The following is a 22,758-nucleotide window of genomic DNA, read 5'->3' as shown; positions in this document are numbered from 1 at the left end:
GCCGTGTCCGCCCCCGGGGAGTGCGGGGAGTCCGAGGAGTCCCGGGGCTTCCCGTACCGCCTGATCGCGACCGACCTGGACGGAACGCTGCTGCGCTCCGACGAGTCGGTCTCGCGGCGCACGCGTGACGCCCTGGCCGCGGCCACCGCGGCGGGCGCCGCGCACCTCGTCGTGACGGGCCGCGGGGTCCCGTGGACCCGGCACATCCTGGACGACCTCGGCTACGACGGTCTCGCGGTCTGCGGCCAGGGCGCCCAGGTCTACGACGCCGGCTCGCACCGCCTGCTGACCTCGGTCACCCTCGACCGCCGGCTCGCGGGCGTGGCCCTGGCCAAGATCGAGGCGGCGGTCGGCCCGCTGCACCTGGCGGCCAGCCGCGACGGGCTGGACGGTGACGTGCTGGTGGGGCCCGGTTACGCGGTCACCGGCAGCCTCCCGGCGACGCCGTTCACCGACGCCTCCGACCTGTGGTCGGCGCCGCTGAACAAGATCTACATACAGCATCCCGATCTGTCGGACGACGAGCTGGCCGAGGCCGCCCGGCAGGCCGCCGGCGGCTTCGTCACGGTCGCGATGGCCGGCGCGGGCATCGTGGAACTGCTCCCGCTGGGCCTGTCCAAGGCCACGGGCCTCTCGCTGGCCGCCCGCCGCCTGGGCATGAAGAAGACCGAGACCATCGCCTTCGGCGACATGCCCAACGACATCCCCATGTTCGCCTGGGCCGCCCACGGCGTGGCCATGGCCAACGCCCACCAGGAACTGCGCGCGGTCGCCGACGAGGTGACGTCCTCCAACGAGGACGACGGCATCGCGGAAGTCCTGGAACGCTTCCTGAAGTAGCCGCACGGTCCCGCCGGTGGTCCGCCCCCGGTCCTGCACGGACCCCGGCGCCCCGGCGGGCCCCTCACGCCCCTCTCTTGCGGGCAGGCCGCCGGGGGGACCGCCCACAGACCCACGCGACGCACGCGGAGGCGATCAGGGGCGCGGGGACCGGTCATCCGGCGCGGGCAGGGGATTGCGGCCGGGACGCGACCGGGACCGCGGGTTGCGGCCGAGGTCGCCCGAAGGCGCCCCGGTCCGCACCCGGTCCGGTCTCCGCGACCCGATGACGCCGTCCCGCTCGGCGAGGTGCGGGGGGCGAGGCGCGGGACGACGCCTGTCGCTCGGTAATTCTCCGGGAGGGCGGCCCACGCGAGAGCGACATCGCGTGCTCGAAGCGGCCGCCCCGGGCAGTTCGCCTGTGAGAGGTGGGTTCGACGGAGCCGTAACTACTCCGGAACCCGCCACAGGCTGCCCTGAAGGGAGTTCGACGGGCCGCCGTGCATGGGCATCCCCGAACTCCTCACCCAGTCCGTGTCGCCGGATGTCATCCGGCCGGCCCGCGCCGTGCGGGCAGGACCACTGTGCCCGTCGGACGAGCGGGACGCCACCGAATAAAACACCCGTGCGAAAGCCGCGGGCCGGGCGGCGACTACCGGCGGCGCCACCTGCGTCGACGCGCCTTGCTGAAGAACCAGCCCGCCGGCGGCTCGTCGGAGCGCCAGGGCTGCGGCTCGGGCGACTCCCCCCGCCACCGCGCGGCGAGCATCCGGGCGCGGGCCGACGGTTCGGACGTCTCGGCGGCCCGTATGAAGTCGTCGTCCAGGACGAGGTCGTCCCACACGGCGTCCTCGGACCGCTTCCGGCCGCCGTCCATCGTGCCGTCGTCCGCCATCCCCGTCCTCCCCTTCCTCCGGTTCCGGGTGCCGCGTGCGGCAAGCCGCAAGCCGCGCTCAGTCTGCCGGGACGCGGGTGAAGCCGCCCTCAAGGCCGGCCGTCCCGCGTCCCGGCAGGGCCGCTCACTCCTCGCCGGCGAGCGTCAGCGACCGCAGCTTCTGTCCGGCGTACCAGGTGGCCAGCACGGTCACGACGACCAGCAGCACCGTCGCCGTGGTCAGTCCGACGTCCGAGGTCACGAGGTCCCCGCCCGCGACCTTGTGGGCGACCGCCAGCGACCACTGCTGGACGCTGAGCGTGCGCGCGCCCGGCACGAGGGAGCCGAACAGGGCCTCCCAGACGAGGGCGTAGACGAGGCCGAACACCACCGCGTGCCGCGAGACCGTGCCGAGGAGCAGGAAGACGGCGGCGTAGGCAATGGAGGAGACGAGCGCGGCCACGGTGTAGGCGACGGCGATCTGCTGGCCGTTGCCGTTGAGGATGAACCCGGCGATCAACGTCGGCAGGGCCGAGAAGACCATCGTCACCGCGATCGCCACGATCAGCTTGGTGAAGATGATCGTCGGCCGCTTCAGCGGCTTGGACAGCAGGTACACCACCGAGCCGTCGTCGATCTCGGGGCCGATGGCGCCGGTGCCCGCGATGACGCCGATGATCGGGACCATCGTGGCCAGTGCGAGGCCGCCGAGCAGGTCGGACGCCGTCTGGTCGTCCGCCCCGGCGAGGCCGCGCACGACCACGGAGATCGCGATCAGCAGCAGGGGCAGCGCGCTCAAGATGAGGGCCCGGCGACGGCCGAGCAGGGCCCGGTAGGTGAGCCGGGCGACTGTGGGGTCGTACATCTTGGGCCTCCTACGCCGCGACGAGATACGAGAAGACGGACTCGAGGGACTCGTCGGACGGCGAGACCGTGAGCAGCCGGATGCCGTGGTCCTTGGCGACCCTCGGCAACAGGGCCGTGAAGCGGCCGAAGTCGACGGCCTGGACGCGCAGCGCGCCCTCGGCGAGGTCGACCTCGATGCCCGCGGTCGACGGGTCGGCGATCAGCGCGGCCGCGAGGGCGCGGTCGTCGCTGGAGCGCACCAGATAGCGGTGCGGACGGTCCGTCATCAGACGGCGGATCTTGCGGAAGTCGCCGCTGGCCGCGTGCCGGCCGGCGACGACGACCTCGATGTGCCAGGCGAGTTGCTCGACCTCTTCGAGGATGTGCGACGAGAACAGCACGGTGCGGCCCTCGTCGCCCATGCGCCGCAGCAGGTCCATGAGCTGCATGCGCTGGCGCGGGTCCATGCCGTTGAAGGGCTCGTCGAGCAGCAGCAGTGAGGGGTCGTGGACGAGCGCGCTGGCCATCTTGACCCGCTGGCGCATGCCCTTGGAGTACGTCTGGATCTTGCGGTCCTGCGCGTACTCCATCTCGACGGTGGCCAGCGCCTTCTGGGCGGCCTTGGCGCTCAGGCCGTGCAGTTCGGCGTTGGCGACGACGAATTCGCGGCCGGTGAGGAAGTCGTACATGGCCTCGCGCTCGGGGACGATGCCGATCTGCCGGTAGATCGTCTCGTTGCGCCAGACCGGCTGTCCGTCGAGGGTGACCGTGCCCGTGGAGGGGGCCAGGAAGCCGCCCATCATGTTGATGAGGGTGGACTTCCCGGCGCCGTTGGGGCCGAGCAGACCGGTGACGCCGGGGCCGATGGTCATGGTGATGTCGTTGACGGCGACCACGTTGCCGAACCAGCGGGAGACGTGGTCGATGCTGAGCTTGGTCACAGGCCCACCTTCCGGTAGCGGCGGATCAGGAGGCCGTAGCCGGCGGCGATCAGGCCGAGGACGACGAGGACGTAGACGACGCCCTGTCCGTCGGAGGGGCCGACCCCGCCGGGGAAGGCGGAGGTGGCGCCCAGGAACGCCGACTGCACGCCGTCGATCAGCGTGACGGGGGAGAACAGGCCGATCCAGGGGATGGAACCGGTGCTGTTCTGCGCCTCGGCGATGGCCTGGAGCGTGGAGACCGCGCCGTAGGAGATCGTCAGCACGGCGATGACGGCGGCGATGCCGAAGCCACGGCGCGGGGTCACCGAGGCGATGACCAGGCCGATGCCGGCGAAGAGCAGCGAGAGCAGTGCCACGGAGACGAGCCCCTGACCGAATCCCTTGGTCTGGTCGGCGAAGTCGAGCTTGGCCAGCAGCGCGCCCACGTACAGCACCAGCAGCGGGGCCGCGGTGAGCACGAAGAGCGCGGAGGCCAGCGCGGCGAACTTGGCGCGTACGTAGTCCGCGGTCTCGATGGGCCGCGAGAAGTACAGCGGCACGGTCTTGAAGCGCAGGTCGCGCGAGACGGACTGGGGCGCCTGGGAAGCGACGTACAGGCTGATGACGGCCTGCATGATGATCGCGTAGCGGGTGTAGTCGACGGGCAGTTCCTTGGCCTTGGTGGCGACCGCGACGGCGACCATGATGGCCGCGGGCACGCACATCACCACGAAGAGCAGCATCGGCAGCACCTTGGACTTCACCGAGCGGCCGAGGCCGTAGGCGCCGCGCAGGGACTGCGAGTAGAGGGAGCGGCGGGCGTAGGCGCGGCCCAGCCGGGGGCCGTCGTAGCTGCGGTAGCCGATGTTGTGGATGCGGGTCTGGTCTCCCGCGGGGGCGGTGACCGGGTGCTCAACTGCCATGGCCGACGGCCTCCTTCCGCTGCTGGTCGTTCTCGGCGTCGCGGTCGGTGAAGACCTCGGAGATGTGGTGTCTGCGCTGTTCCATGCGGACCAGGCCGAGGCCCAGTTCGGCCACCGCGTCGCGGACGACGTCGTACGTCTCCTCGCCCTGCGCGGTCAGCAGCAGGACGTGGCCGGCGCCGGGCAGGGCGCTGTTCGCGTCGAGGACCTCGACGCCGCGCGCGCGGAGCGCCTCGCGCACCGCGCGGGTGCCGTCGGGGTGCTCGTCGGTGTCGGTGACCTCGATCGCGAGGGTGGTCGTGGTCTGGGTGAAGTCGGTGGTGGAGCTGGAGCGCAGGAGTTTGCCGCCGTCGACGACCACGACGTGGTCGCAGGTGCGTTCCAGCTCGCCCAGCAGGTGGGAGGTGACCAGGACCGAGATGCCGAAGTCGGTGTGGATGCGGCGGATCAGGCCGAGCATCTCGTCGCGGCCGACCGGGTCGAGGCCGTTGGTCGGCTCGTCGAGGAAGACCAGCTGGGGGTCGTGGACGAGGGCCTGGGCGAGCTTCACGCGCTGCTTCATGCCGGTCGAGTAGCCGCCGATGGGACGGTAGCGCTCCTCGTACAGGCCGACGTGGCGCAGGGTGTCCGCGGTGCGTTCGCGTGCGGCGGTCGGGGGCAGGCCGGACATCCGGGCCATGTGCACGACGAACTCGGTGGCGGAGACGTCGGGCGGCAGGCAGTCGTGCTCCGGCATGTAGCCGACGCGTTCGCGGATGGCGGCGCCCTTGCTCGCGACGTCGAGGCCGAGCACCTCGGCTCGGCCCTCGGAGGCGGGCGACAGACCCAGCAGGATCTTGATCAGTGTGGACTTGCCGGCTCCGTTGGCTCCGACGAGCCCGGTCACACCGGGTCCGACGTCCACGGAGAGCCGGTCAAGAGCGGTCACCCGGGGGAACCGCTTGCTCAGGCTTTCGGTCGCGATCACAGTCACGTCCTCAAAAGTAGTGACGCACGCCACGGAATTCATCAGACCTCAGAGCCGTCTTGTCCTCAGACCTCAGGTGTACGGGCACGTAGGGGATGCCATGCCTGAGAGCTACGGGGTCCCGAGGGCCGCGGCGGGGGCTCCGCACAGGCCGGATCCCGCCTATTGACGCAGCCTCTAACGACTGTCACATTCGGTGATGTCAGGTTACGGACGGTTCGAGGGCGGGTCTGGGGGCCGAGGCGATGCCGAAGCGCGAGGCCGAGCACGAGGGGGAGGGCGAGTGACGTTGCCGCAGGGCGCTCGTGAGCGCCGGGTGCGAACCGGCGGGATCGATCTGTGCGTGGCCGAGCTGGGCGACCCGAGCCGGCCGACGGTCGTCCTGGTGCACGGCTACCCGGACAGCAAGGAGGTGTGGTCCGAGGTCGCCACGCGGCTGGCGGTCCGCTTCGGGCTGCACGTGGTGCTGTACGACGTCCGGGGCCACGGCCGCTCCGGCACGCCGAAGCCGCTGCGGGGCGGGTTCACCCTGGAGAAGCTCACGGACGACTTCCTGGCGGTGGCGGACGCGGTCAGCCCGGACCGGCCGGTGCACCTGGTGGGGCACGACTGGGGCAGCGTGCAGGCGTGGGAGTTCGTGACCGTGCGCCGCACCGAGGGCAGGATCGCGTCCTTCACGTCCATGTCCGGCCCGTCCCTCGACCACTTCGGCCACTGGATCGGCAAGCGGGTCAAGCGGCCGACCCCGCGCCGGGTAGGACAGCTCCTCGGCCAGGGCGCGAAATCCTGGTACGTGTACCTGCTGCACACGCCCGCGCTGCCCGAACTCGCCTGGCGGGGCCCGCTCGGCAAGGCCTGGCCCGGCATCCTGCGGCGGGTCGAGAAGGTCCCCACGGGCGCGTACCCGACGCCGTCGCTGCCGTCGGACGCCGCCCACGGCGCGTGGCTGTACCGGGACAACGTGCGCGTCCGGCTGCGGCGTCCGCGGTCCGACGCGTACGCGCACGCGCCCGTGCAGCTGATCACGCCCCTGGAGGACAGGTTCCTCTCGGAGCGGCTGTACGACGAGCTGGAGGAGTGGGCGCCGAGGCTGACCCGGCGCACCGTCGCGGCAGGGCACTGGATCCCGCGCACGCGCCCCGACCAGGTCGCCTCCTGGATCGACGACTTCGTCACCGCGGTGGAGCGGGAACGGGACGGGGACGAGGAGGGGGAAGGCGAAGGGGCGAGTGAGGCCGTCGGGCAGGGCCGGGCGCAGGCCCGGCGGGAGCGGAGGAACGCCGGCCGGGCGCGGGCGAAGGGCGCCGGGCCGGTGCGCACGGCCGACGCCGTCCGCTGCGCCGAGCGCTTCGGCGGCCGGCTGGTGCTGGTCACGGGCGCGGGCAGCGGCATCGGGCGGGCCACGGCGGTCGCGTTCGCCGAGGCGGGCGCGCGGGTGATCGCCGTCGACCGGGACGGGGAGGCCGCCGCCCGGACGGCCGAGATGTCCCGCCTGATCGGCGCTGCCGGAGCCTGGGCGGAGACGGTCGACGTCTCCGACGAGCAGGCGATGGAGAAGCTCGCGGCGAGGGTCCACGCCGAACACGGCGTTCTGGACGTGCTGGTGAACAACGCGGGCATCGGCATGTCGGGGTCCTTCTTCGACACCACGTCCGACGACTGGCGCAAGGTCCTCGACGTCAACCTGTGGGGCGTCATCCACGGTTGCCGTCTGTTCGGCCGGCGGATGGCCGAGCGGGGACAGGGCGGCCACATCGTCAACACGGCGTCGGCGGCCGCCTATCAGCCCTCCAAGGCGCTGCCCGCCTACAGCACGTCCAAGGCGGCCGTTCTGATGCTGAGCGAGTGCCTGCGCGCCGAACTGGCAGGCCGGGGCATCGGCGTCTCGGCGGTCTGCCCCGGTCTGGTGAAGACGAACATCACCGGCACGGCGACGTTCGTGGGGGTGGACGCGGAGGAGGAGCGACGCCGTCAGCAGCGCTCCACGCGCGCGTACGGCCTGCGCAACTACCCGCCGGAGAAGGTCGCGGACGCGATCCTGCGGGCGGTGCTGCTGGACGAGGCGGTGGTCCGGGTCACTCCGGAGGCGAAGGTGTCCTACGCCCTGTCCCGGTTCCTGCCGCGGGCGTTGAGGGCGCTGGCCCGGGTCGGACCGTCACTGTGAGCCGCCGGACGCCGCCGGGAGAATGCGCGGGTGGGGCGACGAGGGCCTGGGCGGGGGCGAGTTGACCGCCTCCCCGCCGCCCCGGCCGCCGTACCGCATCGAGACCCTCGCCCATCTCTCGGGCGCGACCGTCCGCACCATCCGCGCCTACCAGGACCGCGGCCTCCTGCCCCGTCCGGAGCGCAAGGGGCGTGCCAACCACTACTCGGACGCCCATCTCGCCCGGCTCCACCAGATCGCCGGCCTCCTCGACCGCGGCTACACACTGGTCTCCATCAGGGAACTTCTCGACGCCCATGACACCGGCCGCGGTCTGGAGGGGGTCCTCGGCCTGGTCGCGGAGGTGGACGGCCCATGGACGGATGAGGAGCCCGCGCGGGTGTCCCGCGCCGAGCTGACGGGCCGCTTCGGCGGCGTTCCGGACGACCGGGCGATCACGGACGCGGTGGCCCTCGGGGTGCTGGAGCCCGTCCCCGGGGACGACGACGCCTTCCTCGTGCCCAGCCCCCAAGAACTGGCAGTCGCAGTGGAGTTGCATGCCGCCGGAGTCCCCCTCGCCGCGATCACCGCGCAGCTGCGGGAGTTGAGGGGCCAGGTTGAGCACATCGCCTCCCGGTTCCTGGAGTTCACCGCCGAGCACGTCTTCGCCCGGTACCTCGACGGCGAGCACCGGCCCACCGACGCCGAGACGGCCGAGGCGGCCTCGCTCGTGCGACGGCTGCGCCCGCTCGCCCGGCAGACCGTGGACGCCGAACTGGCCCGCGCCATGCGTCTGTTCGCCACCGAACACTTGCGCCGGCGCCTCGGCGCGGGTGATCCCGAGGTCGCCCCGTCAGAGACGCGTTCCGTGGTGGTTCCCGAGGACACAATGCGCGCTGTGGAGAAGCTGGTCGGCGCGGAGCAAGCCGCCGAGTTCCTCACGCTGGCCGCCGAACGCGAGCTACGGGCCCGTCGGTTGGACCACATGGCCTCAAGCCATGACGGGCCGAGGGAGGTTGACGAACACGCCTGACAGGCACCGTGGTTGTCCACAGAATCGCCAATTGGGCTGTGGATAAACAGAGTTGCTTGTGGATCAAACATCGGTCGCAAAACAAAATGCGTGATCCGCGTCTCTCCCGCCATGCTGAGCGGATGAACGAGAAGGACAATGCCGGGAGACGCACCGTGAAGGTGTCGAAGTACCTCTCCAAGCACCTGCGCCACCAGCCCGAACGCATCGGCCTCACGCTCGACGAGGCCGGCTGGGTCGAGATCGACGACCTGATCGCGGCGTGCGCCGCTCACGGTTTCCGCTTCACCCGCGACGAGCTGGACCACGTCGTCGCCGCAAACGACAAGAAGCGCTTCGCGATCGAGGGCACGCGGATCCGTGCCAGCCAGGGCCACAGCGTCGAGGTCGACCTCGGACTGCCCCCGGCTACCCCGCCGCCGTACCTCTACCACGGGACCGTCGGCCGCTCGCTGGACGCGATCCGCGTGGAGGGGCTGCGCCCCATGAACCGCCACGACGTGCACCTTTCCGCCGACCGGGAGACCGCGACCCGCGTCGGCGCACGCCGGGGCCGTCCCGTGGTGCTCTCCGTGGACGCGGCAGCCATGCACCGTGACGGCCATGTCTTCCACGTGAGCGCCAACGGGGTGTGGCTGACGAAGTCCGTGCCGCCGCGGTACCTGCGCTTCCCCGAACGGCACTGAGGCAGGGCTCGCCATCGACGGTCGCCCCTCATTCGAGATGATCACGGACATGACTCACCTTCCCTCGACCGAGGCAGCGGTCACCGCCCTTCGCGCCATCGCCGCCGAGTACGGGCGCGAGATCGAGGTGACCCACGACATCGGAGCCGACCAGACCTCCCGGCGCACCACCGCGGGCGTGGGCGTCACCGCCGACCCGGACGGGTCACTGCCGCACGAGGCCCATGTCGAGCTGGGTGGGCGACCGCACGTGAGGGTGCGGCTCTACCCCGACGACGACGCCCTGATCACCGTCGACGGCGTCGAGTGCCCGGACGTCGACCGCGACGACGTGCCCGCCTTCCTGCGCTCCCTCTACGACGGCCACGCCTGGGTGAAGGCGCGCCGCTTTCCTCCCGGTCACTTCCTGATGGTGCCGCTGCCCAGCGACCGCGTGCACAAGGAGTACATCCTGGTCGGGCTCAGCCCGTGGCTCGCCCGACGCACCCGGTGACCGTTTCACGTGAAACCGGGCATCCGCATACGCTCGACGGCATGAGTCTGCGCCTGAGCACCGTGATCCTCCCCCATCGCCGCTGGCACGAGGGCGGCCGTTCCGCCTGGACGCGGGCCGAGCAGCTAGGCTTCCACGCCGCGTACACCTACGACCACCTGTCCTGGCGAAGCTTCCGGGACGGTCCCTGGTTCGGCGCCATCCCCACGCTGACCGCCGCCGCGGGCGCCACCGAGCGACTGCGCCTGGGGACGCTGGTGACCTCGCCGAACTTCCGGCACCCGGTGACCCTCGCCAAGGAACTGATCTCCCTGGACGACATCTCCGGCGGGCGGGTGACCCTGGGCATCGGCGCCGGCGGCACCGGCTTCGACGCGACCGCCCTCGGCCAGGAACCGTGGACCCCGCGGGAGCGGGCCGACCGGCTCGGCGAGTTCGTGCCCCTGCTCGACCGGCTGCTCACCGAGGACTCGGTGTCCTACGAGGGCGACCACTACTCGGCGCACGAGGCACGCAACATCCCCGGCTGCGTTCAGCGGCCCCGGCTCCCCTTTGCGATCGCCGCGACCGGCCCGCGTGGGCTGCGGCTCGCCGCCCGGTACGGCCAGGCGTGGGTGACCACCGGTGACCCCAAGCTGTACGAGAACGGCACGCCCGAGCAGTCGGTGCGAGCCCTGCGTGATCAGACCGAGAAGCTCGCCGACGCCTGCGCCGCCCGCGGCCGCGAGGTGACCGACCTGGACAAGATCCTGCTCACCGGATTCACCCCGGACCGTGCCCGGCCGCTGGCTTCGCTGGACGCCTTCGTCGAGTTCGCGGGCCGGCACCAGGAACTCGGCTTCACGGAGATCGTGGTCCACTGGCCGATCCCGGACTCCGACTTCGCCACCGACGAGAAGGTCTTCGAGCGGATCGCCATGGAGGCCCCGGCGCAGCTGCGCTGACCCGTCGGCGTTCGGCCCGCGCCGGGCCCTGTTCCCGCCGGCACCTGCCGCGGCCGTGCCGCCGCCCCGCTCTGCCGTGAGCGGGCTCTCGCACGGCCGTGCGGGCCGATGCGGGAGAATGGCCCGGTGACCTCAGCGACTCGACAGCCCGTGACCCCGGCCGCAGCCCTCCCGCCGCGGCTGATCGCCACCGATCTCGACGGCACCCTGCTGCGCGACGACAAGTCGGTGTCCGACCGCACGGTCGCCGCGCTCGCCGCCGCCGAGGAGGCGGGCATCGAGGTCTTCTTCGTCACCGGCCGCCCGGCGCGCTGGATGGACGTCGTCAGCGACCATGTCCACGGGCACGGCCTGGCGATCTGCGGCAACGGCGCCGCCGTGGTCGACCTGCACGGCGGCCCGGGCGCGCACCGGTTCGTGAAGGTGCGCGAGCTGGCGCGCGACAACGCGCTCGACGCCGTCCGGCTGCTGCGGGAGGCCGCGCCGGGGACCATGTACGCCATCGAGCAGACCTACGGCTTCTACCAGGAGCCGGAGTACCCGAAGATGCACATGGAGGTCCCCGACCACCTCGCGCCGGCCGAGGACCTGCTGGCGCCGGACGCCCCCGGGGCCGACGAGCCGGTGCTGAAGATCCTCGCGTTCCATCCCACGCTCGACCCGGACGCCTTCCTCACGCTGGCCCGGCTGGCCATCGGCGACCGCGCCAACGTCACCCGCTCCAGCCCCAGCGCCCTGCTGGAGATCAGCGGCCCCGAGGTGTCCAAGGCCAGCACGCTCGCTCTGTGCTGTGCGGAGCGCGGCATCTCCCACGAGGAGGTCGTCGCGTTCGGGGACATGCCGAACGACGTCGAGATGCTCACCTGGGCCGGACGGTCGTACGCGATGGGCAACGCCCACCCGGACGTCCTCGCGGCGGCATCCGGCCGGACGGCCGCCAACAACGAGGACGGGGTCGCCCTCGTCATCGAGCGGCTGCTCACCGAGCGGGCGTGACGCTCGTGTGACGATGTGCGCGCCGTGAGCCGTCGTGAGCGGGTGCCGGGCCGCTGATCAGCTCCGCGGCCTCCTCCCGTTCGGCCATCCGCCGCAACGGGCCGTCCACGGCGGTCAGTTCCGCGTACGACCCTCGCTGCACCACCCGGCCCTCACCGAGCACGACCACCTCGTCGACGGCGTCGAGTCCCGCCAGGCGGTGGGTGATCAGCAGCGTGGTGCGGCCCTCGGTCGCGGCCAGCAGGTCCCGGGTCAGCGCGTCCGCGGTCGGCAGGTCCAGGTGCTCGGCGGGCTCGTCGAGCACCAGGACGGGAAAGTCGGCGAGCAGCGCCCGGGCCAGGGCGAGCCGCTGTCGCTGGCCGCCGGACAGCTTCGCCCCGTGCTCGCCGACGAGGGTGTCGAGGCCCTCGGGCAGACCGTCGGCCCACTCCAGCAGCCGGGCCCGCGCCATAGCGTCCCGCAGGTCGTCCTCACTCGCCCCCTTCCTCGCGAGCAGCAGGTTCTCGCGCACCGAGCTGTCGAAGAGGTGCGCGTCCTGTGCGCACAGCCCGACCAGCGCGCGTACGTCGTCGCCGTCCAGGGCCCGGGCGTCGACCCCGGCCAGCGTGTACGAGCCCGCCTCCGCGTCGAGGAACCGCAGCAGCACCTGCGCGAGCGTGGTCTTGCCCGACCCTGAGGGTCCCACCACCGCGATGCGGCGGCCCCGGGTCAGGGTCAGGGCCACGCCGGTGAGCGCGTCCCGGTCCTGCCCCGGGTAGCGGGCCGACAGCTCCTCGACGACGAGCGGGAAGGGCGACGCGGGCGCCTGGCGGGGCCGCTCCGGCTCCCGTACGGGCTCGGGGGAGTCCAGCACCTCGAAGACCCGGTCCGCGCTCCTGCGCACCCGCTGGCGGTACTGCACGGCGAGCGGCAGGCCCATGACGGCCTCGAAGGCGGCCAGCGGGGTCAGGACGACCACCGCCATGATCACGCCGTACAGCCGCCCGTCGGCCACCGCCCGGGCGCCCACGAGGGCCGCCGCCGTGACCGTCAGGCCGGAGACGAGGGCGGTCAGTCCGTCACCGAGCGCGGTGGCGGTCGCCGCACGCGAGGCGATCCGGGTGAGCACGCCGTCGGCCGCGCGCACCCCGGCGGCACGGGCGGGCAGGGCGCCCGCCACCGTGAGTTCGGCGGTGCCGGTGAGCAGGTCGGCCGTGCGGGTGGCGAGCACGCCCCGGGCGGGGGCGAGCCGGTGCTCCGCCCGCCGCGCGACCGCGCCGGTGACCAGCGGGACCCCTACTCCCGCCACCAGCAGGCCGAGGGCGAGCACGGCTCCGGCCTCGGGCAGCAGCCACGCCGTGAAGGCGACCGACCCGGCCGAGACCAGGACGGCCGAGCCGGCGGGCAGCAGCCAGCGCAGCCAGTAGTCCTGAAGGGCGTCCACGTCGGCGACCAGCCGGGTCAGCAGATCGCCCCGCCGCGTCGCACGCAGGCCGGCCGGCGCCAGCCGCTCCAGCCGCCGGTAGACGGCGACCCTGGTGTCGGCCAGCATCCGCAGCACGGCGTCGTGGGAAACCAGGCGCTCCGCGTACCGGAACACCGCGCGTCCGATGCCGAAGGCACGGGTCGCGGTCACGGCCACCATCAGATACAGGACCGGCGGCTGCTGCGCGGCGCGCGAGATCAGCCACCCGGAGGTGGCCATGAGGCCCACGGCGCTGCCGAGGGCCAGACTGCCCAGCAGCAGGGCGAGGCCGAGCCGGCCCCGCCGGGCCCCCGCCATGGCGCGGACCCGGGCGAGGACACCGCTCTCCGGTGCCGCGTCGAGGATCTCGGCGTCCCGTCCGGCGGGCGTCGCCGCCATCGGCTCCGCCGGGTGGGCGGGGGCGTCCCCGAGGGTGGCCGGCAGCGGCTCGCGGGACTCGGTCCCGGCCAGCCGCACGACGCGGTCGGCCACCGCCAGGAGCGCCGGCCGGTGCACCACGAGCACCACGGTGCGCCCGGCCGCGAGCCGCCGTACGGCCGCCACGACCTCCGCCTCGGTCTGTCCGTCGAGCGCGGCGGTCGGCTCGTCCAGCAGCAGGACGGGACGGTCGGCGAGAAACGCCCGGGCGAGCGCGAGGCGCTGGCGCTGGCCGGCGGACAGTCCCGTTCCGTCCTCGCCGAGCACGGTGTCGGCCCCTTCGGGCAGGGCGTCGACGAACTCCAGCGCGCCCGCGTCCGCCAGCGCCCTGCGCAGCGCAGGGCCGTCGGCGTCGGGGCGTGCCAGGCGTACGTTCTCGGCGACCGTCCCCGCGAACAGGTGCGGCCGCTGTGGCACCCACGCGATCCGCGACCGCCACTGCTCCAGGTCGGCCGCCGCGAGGTCGACTCCCCCGGCCAGCACCCGGCCCTCGACCGGTTCCACGAAGCCCAGCAGGGCGTGCAGCAACGTCGACTTGCCCGCGCCGCTGGGGCCGACCAGGGCGACCGTCTCACCGGGTTCGACGGTGAAGCTCACGTCCGTGACGGCGTCGCCGGAGCGGCCCGGGTAGCGGACGGTCACCCCCTCGAAGGCCACCCCGCCCTCGGTCACCGCGAGTGTCCCCGGCGTCGGCAGCGGGGTCTCCAGCACCTGGAAGATCTCCTCCGCGGCCGCCAGTCCCTCGGCCGCCGCGTGGTACTGCGCGCCGACCTGCCGCAGCGGGAGGTACGCCTCGGGGGCGAGCACGAGGATCACCAGCCCGACGTACAGATCCATCTCCCCGTGGACGAGCCGCATGCCGATCGCGACGGCGACCAGGGCCACCGAGAGCGTCGACAGCAGTTCCAGCGCGAACGACGAGATGAACGCGATGCGCAGCGTTCGCATGGTCGCGCGGCGGTATTCGCCGGTGATGCGGCGGATGGACTCGGCCTGCGCTTTGGCCCGTCCGAACACCTTCAGCGTGGGCAGCCCGGCGACGACGTCCAGGAAGTGGCCGGACAGGCGGGACAGCAGCCGCCACTGGCGGTCCATCCGGGACTGGGTGGCCCAGCCGATCAGCATCATGAAGACGGGGATCAGCGGCAGGGTACCGACGATGATCGCGGCGGACACCCAGTCCTCGGTCACGATCCTCGCGAGCACCGCCACCGGCACGACCACGGCCAGACCGAGCTGGGGCAGGTAGCGCGAGAAGTAGTCGTCGAGGGCGTCCACGCCGCGCGTGGCGAGGGCCACCAGCGAACCGGTGCGCTGCCCGCCGAGCCAGCCGGGTCCCAGGGCCGCGGCCCGCTCCAGCAGCCGCCCCCGCAGCTCGGACTTCACGGCCGCGCTCGCGCGATGTGCGGCGAGTTCGGTGCACCAGGCCACCAGCGCCCGACCGCCCGCGACGGCCGCCAACAGCAGCAGGGGAGTGCGCAGTTCGGCGACCGACATGCCGTGCTGGAACGCACCGACCACCACCTCGGCGATGAGCATGGCCTGGGCGATGACCAGCGCGGCCCCGACAGCGCCCAGACCGACGACCGCCGCCAGGAAGACGCGGGTGGCACCGGCGTACCGCAGCAGACGCGGGTCGATCGGTTTCACGTGAAACACCTCTCAAAGAGCATGTTCCACGTGAAACACGCTCTTTCCTCATGAGGGGTGTTTCACGTGAAACACCCCTCAGCAGGGACTCAGTGAACGGACTCGGCGATGTGCTGCGTACCGATCCGCTTGCGGAAAACCCAGTAGGTCCACCCCTGGTAGAGCATCACCAGCGGTGTGGCGATCCCCGCGCACCAGGTCATGATCTTCAGGGTGTACGGACTGGACGAGGCGTTGGTCACCGTCAGGCTCCAGTCCGCGTTCAGCGTGGACGGCATGACGTTCGGGAAGAGCGTCAGGAAGAGCATCGCCACGGCGGCCACGATGGTGACCCCGGAGAAGGCGAACGACCAGCCTTCCCGCCCGGCCTGGTTCGCCACCAGCGCGGCGACCAGTGCGGCCACCGCCACGACGGCCGCGACCAGGCTCTTGGCGTCACCGCTGTCGATCTGCGTCCAGAGCAGGAAGACCAGCGCGAGCACAGCGGTCACGACGCCCACCTTCAGCGCCAGTTTCCGGGCCCGCTCACGTATGTCGCCGACGGTCTTGAGCGCCGTGAACACCGCGCCGTGGAAGGTGAACAGGGTCAGCGTCACCAGGCCGCCGAGCAGCGCGTACGGGTTGAGGAGATCCCAGACATCGCCCACGTAGTCGAAGTTCCGGTCGATCTTCACGCCCCTCACGATGTTGCCGAAGGCGACACCCCACAGGAACGCGGGCAGCAGAGAGGTCCAGAAGATCGTGGTCTCCCAGTTGCGCTGCCAGTTCTCCTCGGGCCGCTTGGCCCGGTACTCGAAGGCGACGCCGCGCAGGATCAGACAGACCAGGATGAGCAGCAGGGGCAGGTAGAAGCCGGAGAAGAGCGTGGCGTACCACTCGGGGAAGGCGGCGAAGGTCGCGCCGCCCGCGGTGAGCAGCCACACCTCGTTGCCGTCCCAGACCGGTCCGATGGTGTTGATCAGCACCCGCCGCTCGGGCCGGTCACGGGCGAGCAGCCGGGTGAGGATGCCGACCCCGAAGTCGAAGCCTTCCAGGAAGAAGTAGCCGGTCCACAGGACGGCGATGAGGACGAACCAGACGTCGTGAAGTTCCATGACTGTGCAGCTCCCTCGGCCTAGTAGGAGAAGGCCATCGGCTTGTCGGCGTCACGGGAGTCGCCGCCGATCTTCGTGGGCGGGGTGAGGTCGGCCTCGGTGAGTTCGGGCGGGCCGGCCTTCACGTACTTGACCAGCAGCTTGACCTCCACGACGGCGAGAACCGCGTACAGGGCCGTGAACACGATCATCGAGGTGAGCACCTCGCCCTGGGAGACACCGGGGGAGACCGCGTCACGGGTCTGCAGGACGCCGTAGACGACCCAGGGCTGGCGGCCCATCTCGGTGAAGATCCAGCCCCAGGAGTTGGCGATCAGCGGGAATCCCAGGGTCCAGATCGCCGCGAGCCAGTAGAGCCTGGTGAGCTGCGGGCCCAGCGCCTTGTTCCGGAAGAGCACCACATGCGGCACCTCGTCCTCGCCGACCCGCAGGTGCTGCGGGAGCAGGAACTTCTTCCGGGTGAGCCACAGTCCGGCCAGGCCGACGGCGAAGGACGTCATGCCGAAGCCGATCATCCAGCGGAAGCCCCAGTAGGCCACCGGGATGTTGGGCCGGTAGTCGCCGGGACCGAACTTCTCCTGTTCGGCCTTGTTCACGTCGTTGATGCCGGGGACGTACGAGCTGAAGTCGTCGTTGGCGAGGAAGGAGAGCAGACCCGGGATCTCGATGGCGACCTTGTTGTGCCCCTCTTCGACGTCGCCGTAGGCGAAGACCGAGAAGGGCGCGGGCGCCTCGCCGTCCCACAGTGCCTCGGCCGCGGCCATCTTCATCGGCTGCTGCTTGAACATGACCTTGCCGAGCACGTCTCCGCTGACGGCGGTGAGCAGGCCGGCGACGACCACGGTCACCAGGCCCAGCCGCAGCGAGGTCTTCATCACGGGGATGTGCTTACCGCGGTACAGGTGGAAGGCGGCGATGCCGACCATGAAGGCGCCGCCGGTGAGGAAGGCCGCGGACATGGTGTGGAAGACCTGGCTGAGCGCCGTGTTCTGGCTCAGCACGGCCCAGAAGTCGGTGAGCTCGGCCCGGCCCTTCTCCTTGTTGATCCGGTAGCCGACCGGGTGCTGCATCCACGAGTTGGCCGCGAGGATGAAGTAGGCCGACAGGATCGTGCCGATCGAGACCATCCATATGCAGGCCAGGTGGATCTTCTTCGGCAGCTTGTCCCAGCCGAAGATCCACAGGCCGATGAAGGTGGACTCGAAGAAGAAGGCGATCAGGGCCTCGAAGGCCAGCGGCGCGCCGAACACGTCGCCGACGAAGCGCGAGTAGTCGGACCAGTTCATGCCGAACTGGAACTCTTGCACGATGCCGGTGACGACCCCCATCGCGATGTTGATCAGGAAGAGCTTGCCCCAGAACTTCGTCGCCCTCAGGTACTTCTCGTTCTCCGTCCGCACCCAGGCGGTCTGCAACCCGGCGGTGAGCGCCGCGAGGGAGATCGTCAGGGGAACGAAGAGGAAGTGGTAGACGGTGGTGATGCCGAACTGCCAGCGCGCCAGTGTCTCCGGCGCCAGAGCCAGGTCCACGTCGTCACTCCTAACCTCACGCTCGTGGATCACGCTTGTGAAAGCGTTCACATTCACAAGCTAGTATGCCGCACGGATTTTCGACATGCCAAAGGGGGTCCCCTTACCCGCGGGAACCCCCTTGGCCACACAGCCGTGCACCACTCCGACCAGCACAAAGCCGGATGCGCGCGCCCTACAGGTCCTTGCGGAACCCCTCGGCCGCCTTCAGGAAGATGTCGTTCGCCTCGTTCTCGCCGATCGTCACCCGCACGCCCTCGCCCGGGAACGGCCGCACCACGACGCCGGCCTGCTCACACGCCCCCGCGAAGGGAACCGTGTGCTCGCCCAGGCGCAGCCACACGAAGTTGGCCTGCGTGTCGGGCACCGTCCAGCCTTGCGCGCGCAGGGCCTCGACCACCCGCAGCCGCTCGCAGACCAGGGAGCCGACGCGGCCGAGCAGCGCGTCCTCGGCGCGCAGCGACGCGATCGCGGCCTCCTGCGCCAGCTGGCTGACACCGAACGGCACCGCCGTCTTGCGCAGCGCCTCCGCCACCGGCTCGTGGGCGATGGCGAAGCCGACGCGCAGGCCCGCGAGCCCGTACGCCTTGGAGAAGGTCCGCAGGACGCACACATTGGGCCGGCCCCGGTACAGCTCGACGCCGTCGGGCACCTCGGGGTCGCGGATGAACTCCCGGTAGGCCTCGTCGAGCACGACCAGCACATCGCCCGGCACGCGGTCGAGGAACCGTTCCAGCTCGGCCCTCCGCACGACGGTGCCGGTGGGGTTGTTGGGGTTGCAGACGAAGATCAACCGGGTGCGGTCGGTGATCGCGTCGGCCATCGCGTCCAGATCGTGCACGTCACCCGGCGTCAGCGGTACCTGCACGGCCCTCGCGCCACTGATCTGCGTGATGATCGGGTACGCCTCGAAGGACCGCCAGGCGTACATCACCTCGTCGCCGGGGCCCGCGGTCGCCTGCACGAGCTGCTGGGCGACCCCGACGGAGCCGGTGCCCGTGGCCAGGTGGGACGCCGGGACCCCGAAACGCTCGGACAGCTCGCTCACCAGGCCCGTGCAGGCGAGGTCCGGGTAGCGGTTGAAGGAGGCGGCCGCGGCCGTCACCGACTCCATCACGCCCGGCAGCGGCGGGTAGGGGTTCTCGTTGGAGGACAGCTTGTAGGCCACGGGACCACCGACCATCGCCGGCCTGCCCGGCTTGTAGGTGGGGACCCCCTCCAGCTCGGCGCGCAGCTTCGGGCTCGTCTCGCTCACCGCAGTCCTCCTCATGACCACCACCGGCTTCAATACTGCTCACCTTATGAGGATTCGGCCCGCGTGCGTACAGGTCGTCGGCCACAGACCGGCTCCCGGAGCGGAGGGACCTCTACGACTTCTGAGGACGAAGACACACGAAGGCGTACGCGTCGGGGGGCGCGCTGTACATATATCTACGCGCCGGTGGCTCACTCCGTGGCGCGCATCCCTCGTGCAGGTGAGTTGAGACCTCTTCGAAACATCCGCGCCTTGGCAGGCTCACCCGTGCAGACAGGTCACGTCCTGGCATGGAAGCAGCCAATCGGCTTTGTTTCCAAGGCACTTGGCCCCGATGAGCCTTGCAGAAACGTGCCTGTCAACGCGTGCATATGCGTCCGCCCTACCCCACCCAATGAGCCCTACTATCGGCTCGCCATGACAGCAGCAGGGAAGCACCAGGTGAGCCGCGCGGAAACCTCACGCCGAGGCAACCGGCCGGGCCGGGCGGGCATCAGGGACGTGGCCGCCGCCGCCGGAGTCTCCATCACGACCGTAAGCGACGCCCTCAACGGCAAGGGCAGGCTCCCGGACGCCACCCGCCGCCATGTCCGCGAGGTCGCCGACCGACTGGGCTACCGCCCCTCCGCGGCCGCCCGGACCCTTCGTACCGGCAAGTCAGGACTCATCGGCCTGACCGTGACCACGTACGGGGATGAACCTTTCACCTTCACCGAATTCGCGTACTTCGCGGAGATGGCACGCGCCGCCACCTCGGCAGCGCTCGCCCGCGGCTACGCCCTCGTCATCCTCCCGGCGACCTCACGCCACGACGTGTGGTCGAACGTCGCCCTGGACGGCACGGTCGTCATCGACCCCTCCGACCAGGATCCCGTGGTCAGCGAGCTGGTCCGGCAGGGGTTACCGGTCGTCTCCGACGGCCGCCCGGCCGGCGCGCTCCCGGTCACCGCCTGGGTGGACAACGACCACGAGACCGCCGTCCTCGACATCCTCGACCATCTGGCCGACGCCGGCGCACGCCGCATCGGCCTGCTCACCGGCACCACGACCGACACATACACACACCTGTCGACCAGCGCGTATCTGCGGTGGTGCGAGCGGGTGGGCCAGGAACCCGTCTACGAGGCCTACCCCGCGCACGACCCCTGCGCCGGTGCCGTCGCCGCCGACCGGCTGCTGGCCCGGCCCGACCGCCCCGACGCCGTCTACGGCCTGTTCGACCCCAACGGCACGGACCTGCTCGCTGCCGCCCGCCGCTACGGGCTGCGGGTGCCGGAGGAACTGCTGATCGTCTGCTGCAGCGAGTCCACGGTCTACGCCAACACCGAACCGCCCGTGACGACCCTCTCGCTGAAGCCCCGCCGCATCGGCACCGCGGTCGTCCAGCTCCTCATCGACGCGATCGAAGGCGTACAGGCGGAGGAAACAGTCGAGCAGGTCATACCGACCGAACTGATCGTGCGGACCTCCTCCCAGCGACGCCCTCCCCGCACGACGGTCAGCCCACCGAGGGGCCCCGAGGGCAAGTAGCCCGCCGCCCCGACCGAGCCGCACGACCGAGCCCCATACCCGAACCCACTGACCGCCCCGCATGTCCGAACCGCCGCCGCGCCACGCTCGCCCCTTCCGGGGGGGGCGGGAGGGCGACGGCGGCTCGGTTGTGCCGGGTCGCCGGGTTCGCCGGTCCGCCGGGTTCATCGAGCTTCCGTCCGCGGCTCGGCACGTGTGCGTAGGTGCGGAGGCTCGCCCGGCTGGTCGGTCCACGTCGGCCCTGTCGGTCGACGTCAGTCCACGTCGGTCCGTGGCATTCCGTGGCAGTGCTGTCCGCGGTCGTCAACGCGGTTGAGCGAGGGGCACGTACGGGCGATTTCCGCGAGACCCCTGTGGTCGCCGCCGACCGCGTGGCGCGCCTACCAGGAGCGGCGGCGAACGGCTCGCCGCCCCCGCTGCTCCCCGGATGCGACGACCCCGGACGTCCGCCCGCGAAAGCCGCGAAACGTGCTCCGCAACCCGCCGAAGAAGGCTTGCGACCCGCTGGGTAGCGCCTCTGGGACGTCGCCGGAGCCCTCCGTCCCGGACGGAGCGGACCGCCGCGCCGACCGGCGGAGCCGATCTCGGGGACCGTGCGCGCGTGCCCGCACCATGCCCGTCGGATGAGTTCCGGCTGCCGAAGCCCGGCCCAATCGGGGCGAAAGCCGCGATGAACTGGAGCCTTGCTCCGATTCAGCACCCCTGGGACATCACACGGCACGATCCGCATTCCTATGATGGGCGAACGGCACCGCGGGCCGCTGCGACCAAGCAGCCCGCAGGGTGCAGATGCGGCGCGATGGTGGAGGGGTCTGATGACTCAGGGGGCCGGTCAGGGACCCGAGGTGGAGCGGACGGCGACGTTGCGTGACTTCCGGGTGCCCGCGTACGTCAACGAGACCGGTCCGTACGCCCACGGCACACAGCCCGGCGACGCGGCGCCGCCCCTCGAGGAACCCCTTGAGCACCCCGACGGCTACACGCCCACCCAGCGCGACCTGCCCGTCATCAACCGCCGCGGCGACACCCTCCAGGTCGTGGTGGACCCGGCGCCCGCGCAGGCTCCGCTGCCCGCGGCCGGCCCGGGCCCGCTCTTCGTCGTCGGCGACGTGCACGGCTACCTCGACGAACTGGTGGCCGCACTGCAGGAGAAGGGCCTGATCGACGACGCCGGAAACTGGTGCGCGGGCACCGCCCGGCTGTGGTTCCTCGGAGATTTCACCGACCGCGGGCCCGACGGCATCGGCGTCATCGACCTCGTCATGCGGCTGTCCGCGGAAGCCGCCGCGGCCGGCGGATACTGCAAGGCGCTCATGGGCAACCACGAACTCCTGCTCCTCGGCGCCAAGCGCTTCGGCGACACACCGGTCAACTCCGGCGCCGGCACCGCCACCTTCCAGGCGGCCTGGCTGCTCAACGGCGGCCAGAAGCACGACATGGACCGTCTCCAGGATCACCACCTGCAGTGGATGGCCCGGCTCGACGCCGTCGAGGAGGTCGACGGCCACCTGCTCGTCCACTCCGACACCACCGCCTACCTCGACTACGGCGACTCGATCGAGGCCGTCAACGACACCGTCCGCGAGACCATCACGCGCAACGACGCGGACGAGGTGTGGGATCTGTTCCGCAAGTTCACCAAGCGCTTCTCCTTCCGCGACGAGGGCGGCGCGGACGCCGTCCGCTCCCTGCTCGATACGTACGGCGGTACCCGGATCGTTCACGGCCACAGCCCGATTCCCTACCTGCTCGGCGAAGTCGGCTCCGAGGAGGACGAGGACAACGGCGGCCCGCACGTCGCCGGCCCGCACGTCTACGCCGACGGGCTGGCCATCGCGATGGACGGTGGCGTGACGATGGCCGGAAAGCTGCTGGTCCAGCAACTCCCCCTCCAGATCTGAACGTTCGGGGGCCTGCCGGAGTCGTCCCGAAGGGCTTCCGAAGGCCCTCCGAAGCATCCGTGGGGTCGCCCGGAGTGTCACCGGAGCCTCGGGAACTTTTCCTTCCCGGCGCTTCCCGGCGCTTCGCGCGCCTTCCCGTGGCACCCGGACGCCTCCCACCGGGGGCGGGGCGCCCCCGCCCCGTGCGGTGCCCGCGAGACCGCAGGCCGGGGGCCAATTTCGGCAAACCCCCTGTCACCGCATGCCGTCGCCGCTCTACCATCGGCTTAT

The 22,758-nt window shown here is 71.4% G+C and carries 18 protein-coding genes; 9 read left to right on the top strand and 9 right to left on the bottom strand.

Annotated features, from left to right (window positions below; genetic code table 11):
- Positions 1–3 precede the first annotated feature (3 nt).
- Positions 4–840 carry an HAD family hydrolase gene (locus tag ACGFSH_RS13370; RefSeq protein ID WP_393347867.1) on the top strand — a complete coding sequence of 279 codons (837 nt, stop codon included), beginning with the start codon at positions 4–6 and terminating at the stop codon, positions 838–840.
- Positions 841–1,471: 631 nt separating this feature from the next.
- On the opposite strand, the gene ACGFSH_RS13365 is transcribed toward ACGFSH_RS13370, so the two are convergent.
- From ACGFSH_RS13365 to ACGFSH_RS13345, 5 genes are all read right to left on the bottom strand, one after another.
- Positions 1,472–1,714 carry a hypothetical protein gene (locus tag ACGFSH_RS13365; protein ID WP_393347865.1) on the bottom strand — a complete coding sequence of 81 codons (243 nt, stop codon included), beginning with the start codon at positions 1,712–1,714 and terminating at the stop codon, positions 1,472–1,474.
- A 124-nt stretch (positions 1,715–1,838) separates the two neighbouring features.
- A complete protein-coding gene (locus tag ACGFSH_RS13360; RefSeq protein WP_393347863.1) occupies positions 1,839–2,558 on the bottom strand; it encodes an ABC transporter permease subunit in 720 nt (239 codons plus the stop codon).
- A 10-nt stretch (positions 2,559–2,568) separates the two neighbouring features.
- The gene (locus tag ACGFSH_RS13355) at positions 2,569–3,480 is read right to left on the bottom strand and encodes an ABC transporter ATP-binding protein (RefSeq protein WP_393347861.1); all 912 of its coding nucleotides are present in this window, start codon (positions 3,478–3,480) and stop codon (positions 2,569–2,571) included.
- Positions 3,477–4,385, bottom strand: coding sequence for an ABC transporter permease (locus tag ACGFSH_RS13350; RefSeq protein WP_393347859.1), 909 nt, complete (start codon positions 4,383–4,385; stop codon positions 3,477–3,479). Before ACGFSH_RS13350 ends, ACGFSH_RS13355 begins: the two co-directional genes overlap by 4 nt.
- Entirely contained in the window at positions 4,375–5,352 is a 978-nt protein-coding gene (locus tag ACGFSH_RS13345) for an ABC transporter ATP-binding protein (RefSeq protein WP_393348137.1), read from the bottom strand. Before ACGFSH_RS13345 ends, ACGFSH_RS13350 begins: the two co-directional genes overlap by 11 nt.
- A 283-nt stretch (positions 5,353–5,635) precedes the next feature.
- On the opposite strand from ACGFSH_RS13345, the gene ACGFSH_RS13340 reads away from it, so the two are divergent.
- The 6 genes from ACGFSH_RS13340 (at position 5,636) to ACGFSH_RS13315 (ending at position 11,647) form a co-directional block, all read left to right on the top strand.
- Complete coding sequence (locus ACGFSH_RS13340; protein ID WP_393347857.1) at positions 5,636–7,516, top strand: SDR family oxidoreductase; 1,881 nt, start codon at positions 5,636–5,638, stop codon at positions 7,514–7,516.
- Between the two features lie 22 nt (positions 7,517–7,538).
- Positions 7,539–8,528: a MerR family transcriptional regulator gene (locus ACGFSH_RS13335; RefSeq protein WP_393347855.1), complete on the top strand. Its 990-nt coding sequence runs from the start codon at positions 7,539–7,541 to the stop codon at positions 8,526–8,528.
- Between the two features lie 122 nt (positions 8,529–8,650).
- Positions 8,651–9,214, top strand: coding sequence for an RNA 2'-phosphotransferase (locus ACGFSH_RS13330; RefSeq protein ID WP_393347853.1), 564 nt, complete (start codon positions 8,651–8,653; stop codon positions 9,212–9,214).
- Positions 9,215–9,263: 49 nt separating this feature from the next.
- On the top strand, positions 9,264–9,707 hold the full coding sequence (locus ACGFSH_RS13325) for a hypothetical protein (protein WP_393347851.1): 444 nt from the start codon (positions 9,264–9,266) through the stop codon (positions 9,705–9,707).
- Between the two features lie 41 nt (positions 9,708–9,748).
- Positions 9,749–10,651 (top strand): LLM class flavin-dependent oxidoreductase, encoded by a 903-nt coding sequence (locus tag ACGFSH_RS13320; RefSeq protein WP_393347849.1) that lies wholly within the window; start codon positions 9,749–9,751, stop codon positions 10,649–10,651.
- A 108-nt stretch (positions 10,652–10,759) separates the two neighbouring features.
- Positions 10,760–11,647 carry a Cof-type HAD-IIB family hydrolase gene (locus ACGFSH_RS13315; RefSeq protein ID WP_393347847.1) on the top strand — a complete coding sequence of 296 codons (888 nt, stop codon included), beginning with the start codon at positions 10,760–10,762 and terminating at the stop codon, positions 11,645–11,647.
- On the opposite strand, the gene cydD is transcribed toward ACGFSH_RS13315, so the two are convergent.
- From cydD to hisC, 4 genes are all read right to left on the bottom strand, one after another.
- The gene (cydD, locus tag ACGFSH_RS13310; protein WP_393347845.1) at positions 11,631–15,179 is read right to left on the bottom strand and encodes a thiol reductant ABC exporter subunit CydD; all 3,549 of its coding nucleotides are present in this window, start codon (positions 15,177–15,179) and stop codon (positions 11,631–11,633) included. The genes ACGFSH_RS13315 and cydD overlap by 17 nt on opposite strands.
- 89 nt (positions 15,180–15,268) lie before the next feature.
- Entirely contained in the window at positions 15,269–16,273 is a 1,005-nt protein-coding gene (cydB, locus tag ACGFSH_RS13305; protein WP_393347843.1) for a cytochrome d ubiquinol oxidase subunit II, read from the bottom strand.
- Between the two features lie 20 nt (positions 16,274–16,293).
- Complete coding sequence (locus tag ACGFSH_RS13300) at positions 16,294–17,802, bottom strand: cytochrome ubiquinol oxidase subunit I (RefSeq protein WP_393347841.1); 1,509 nt, start codon at positions 17,800–17,802, stop codon at positions 16,294–16,296.
- Positions 17,803–17,977: 175 nt separating this feature from the next.
- Positions 17,978–19,057: a histidinol-phosphate transaminase gene (hisC, locus tag ACGFSH_RS13295; protein ID WP_393347839.1), complete on the bottom strand. Its 1,080-nt coding sequence runs from the start codon at positions 19,055–19,057 to the stop codon at positions 17,978–17,980.
- A 417-nt stretch (positions 19,058–19,474) separates the two neighbouring features.
- Here hisC and ACGFSH_RS13290 point away from each other — a divergent pair, with 417 nt between their 5' ends.
- The gene (locus ACGFSH_RS13290) at positions 19,475–20,587 is read left to right on the top strand and encodes a LacI family DNA-binding transcriptional regulator (protein ID WP_393347837.1); all 1,113 of its coding nucleotides are present in this window, start codon (positions 19,475–19,477) and stop codon (positions 20,585–20,587) included.
- An 815-nt stretch (positions 20,588–21,402) separates the two neighbouring features.
- Positions 21,403–22,488 (top strand): metallophosphoesterase, encoded by a 1,086-nt coding sequence (locus tag ACGFSH_RS13285; RefSeq protein ID WP_393347835.1) that lies wholly within the window; start codon positions 21,403–21,405, stop codon positions 22,486–22,488.
- Positions 22,489–22,758: the final 270 nt, after the last annotated feature.

This window comes from Streptomyces sp. NPDC048481 (assembly GCF_043200075.1).
Taxonomy (GTDB): Bacteria; Actinomycetota; Actinomycetes; order Streptomycetales; family Streptomycetaceae; genus Streptomyces.
Note: the sequence above shows the minus strand (reverse complement) of the source record. Positions and strands in the feature narration are given on the sequence as shown.

What these genes read in the sequence shown, in the direction of transcription:
- cydB (WP_393347843.1), bottom strand. Translation starts at nt 16,273, where the DNA reads ATGGAACTTCACGACGTCTGGTTCGTCCTCATCGCCGTCCTGTGGACC.
- ACGFSH_RS13365 (WP_393347865.1), bottom strand. Translation starts at nt 1,714, where the DNA reads ATGGCGGACGACGGCACGATGGACGGCGGCCGGAAGCGGTCCGAGGAC.
- ACGFSH_RS13350 (WP_393347859.1), bottom strand. Translation starts at nt 4,385, where the DNA reads ATGGCAGTTGAGCACCCGGTCACCGCCCCCGCGGGAGACCAGACCCGC.
- ACGFSH_RS13360 (WP_393347863.1), bottom strand. Translation starts at nt 2,558, where the DNA reads ATGTACGACCCCACAGTCGCCCGGCTCACCTACCGGGCCCTGCTCGGC.
- ACGFSH_RS13330 (WP_393347853.1), top strand. Translation starts at nt 8,651, where the DNA reads ATGAACGAGAAGGACAATGCCGGGAGACGCACCGTGAAGGTGTCGAAG.
- ACGFSH_RS13335 (WP_393347855.1), top strand. Translation starts at nt 7,539, where the DNA reads ATGCGCGGGTGGGGCGACGAGGGCCTGGGCGGGGGCGAGTTGACCGCC.
- ACGFSH_RS13315 (WP_393347847.1), top strand. Translation starts at nt 10,760, where the DNA reads ATGCGGGAGAATGGCCCGGTGACCTCAGCGACTCGACAGCCCGTGACC.
- ACGFSH_RS13290 (WP_393347837.1), top strand. Translation starts at nt 19,475, where the DNA reads ATGACAGCAGCAGGGAAGCACCAGGTGAGCCGCGCGGAAACCTCACGC.
- ACGFSH_RS13325 (WP_393347851.1), top strand. Translation starts at nt 9,264, where the DNA reads ATGACTCACCTTCCCTCGACCGAGGCAGCGGTCACCGCCCTTCGCGCC.
- ACGFSH_RS13320 (WP_393347849.1), top strand. Translation starts at nt 9,749, where the DNA reads ATGAGTCTGCGCCTGAGCACCGTGATCCTCCCCCATCGCCGCTGGCAC.
- ACGFSH_RS13285 (WP_393347835.1), top strand. Translation starts at nt 21,403, where the DNA reads ATGACTCAGGGGGCCGGTCAGGGACCCGAGGTGGAGCGGACGGCGACG.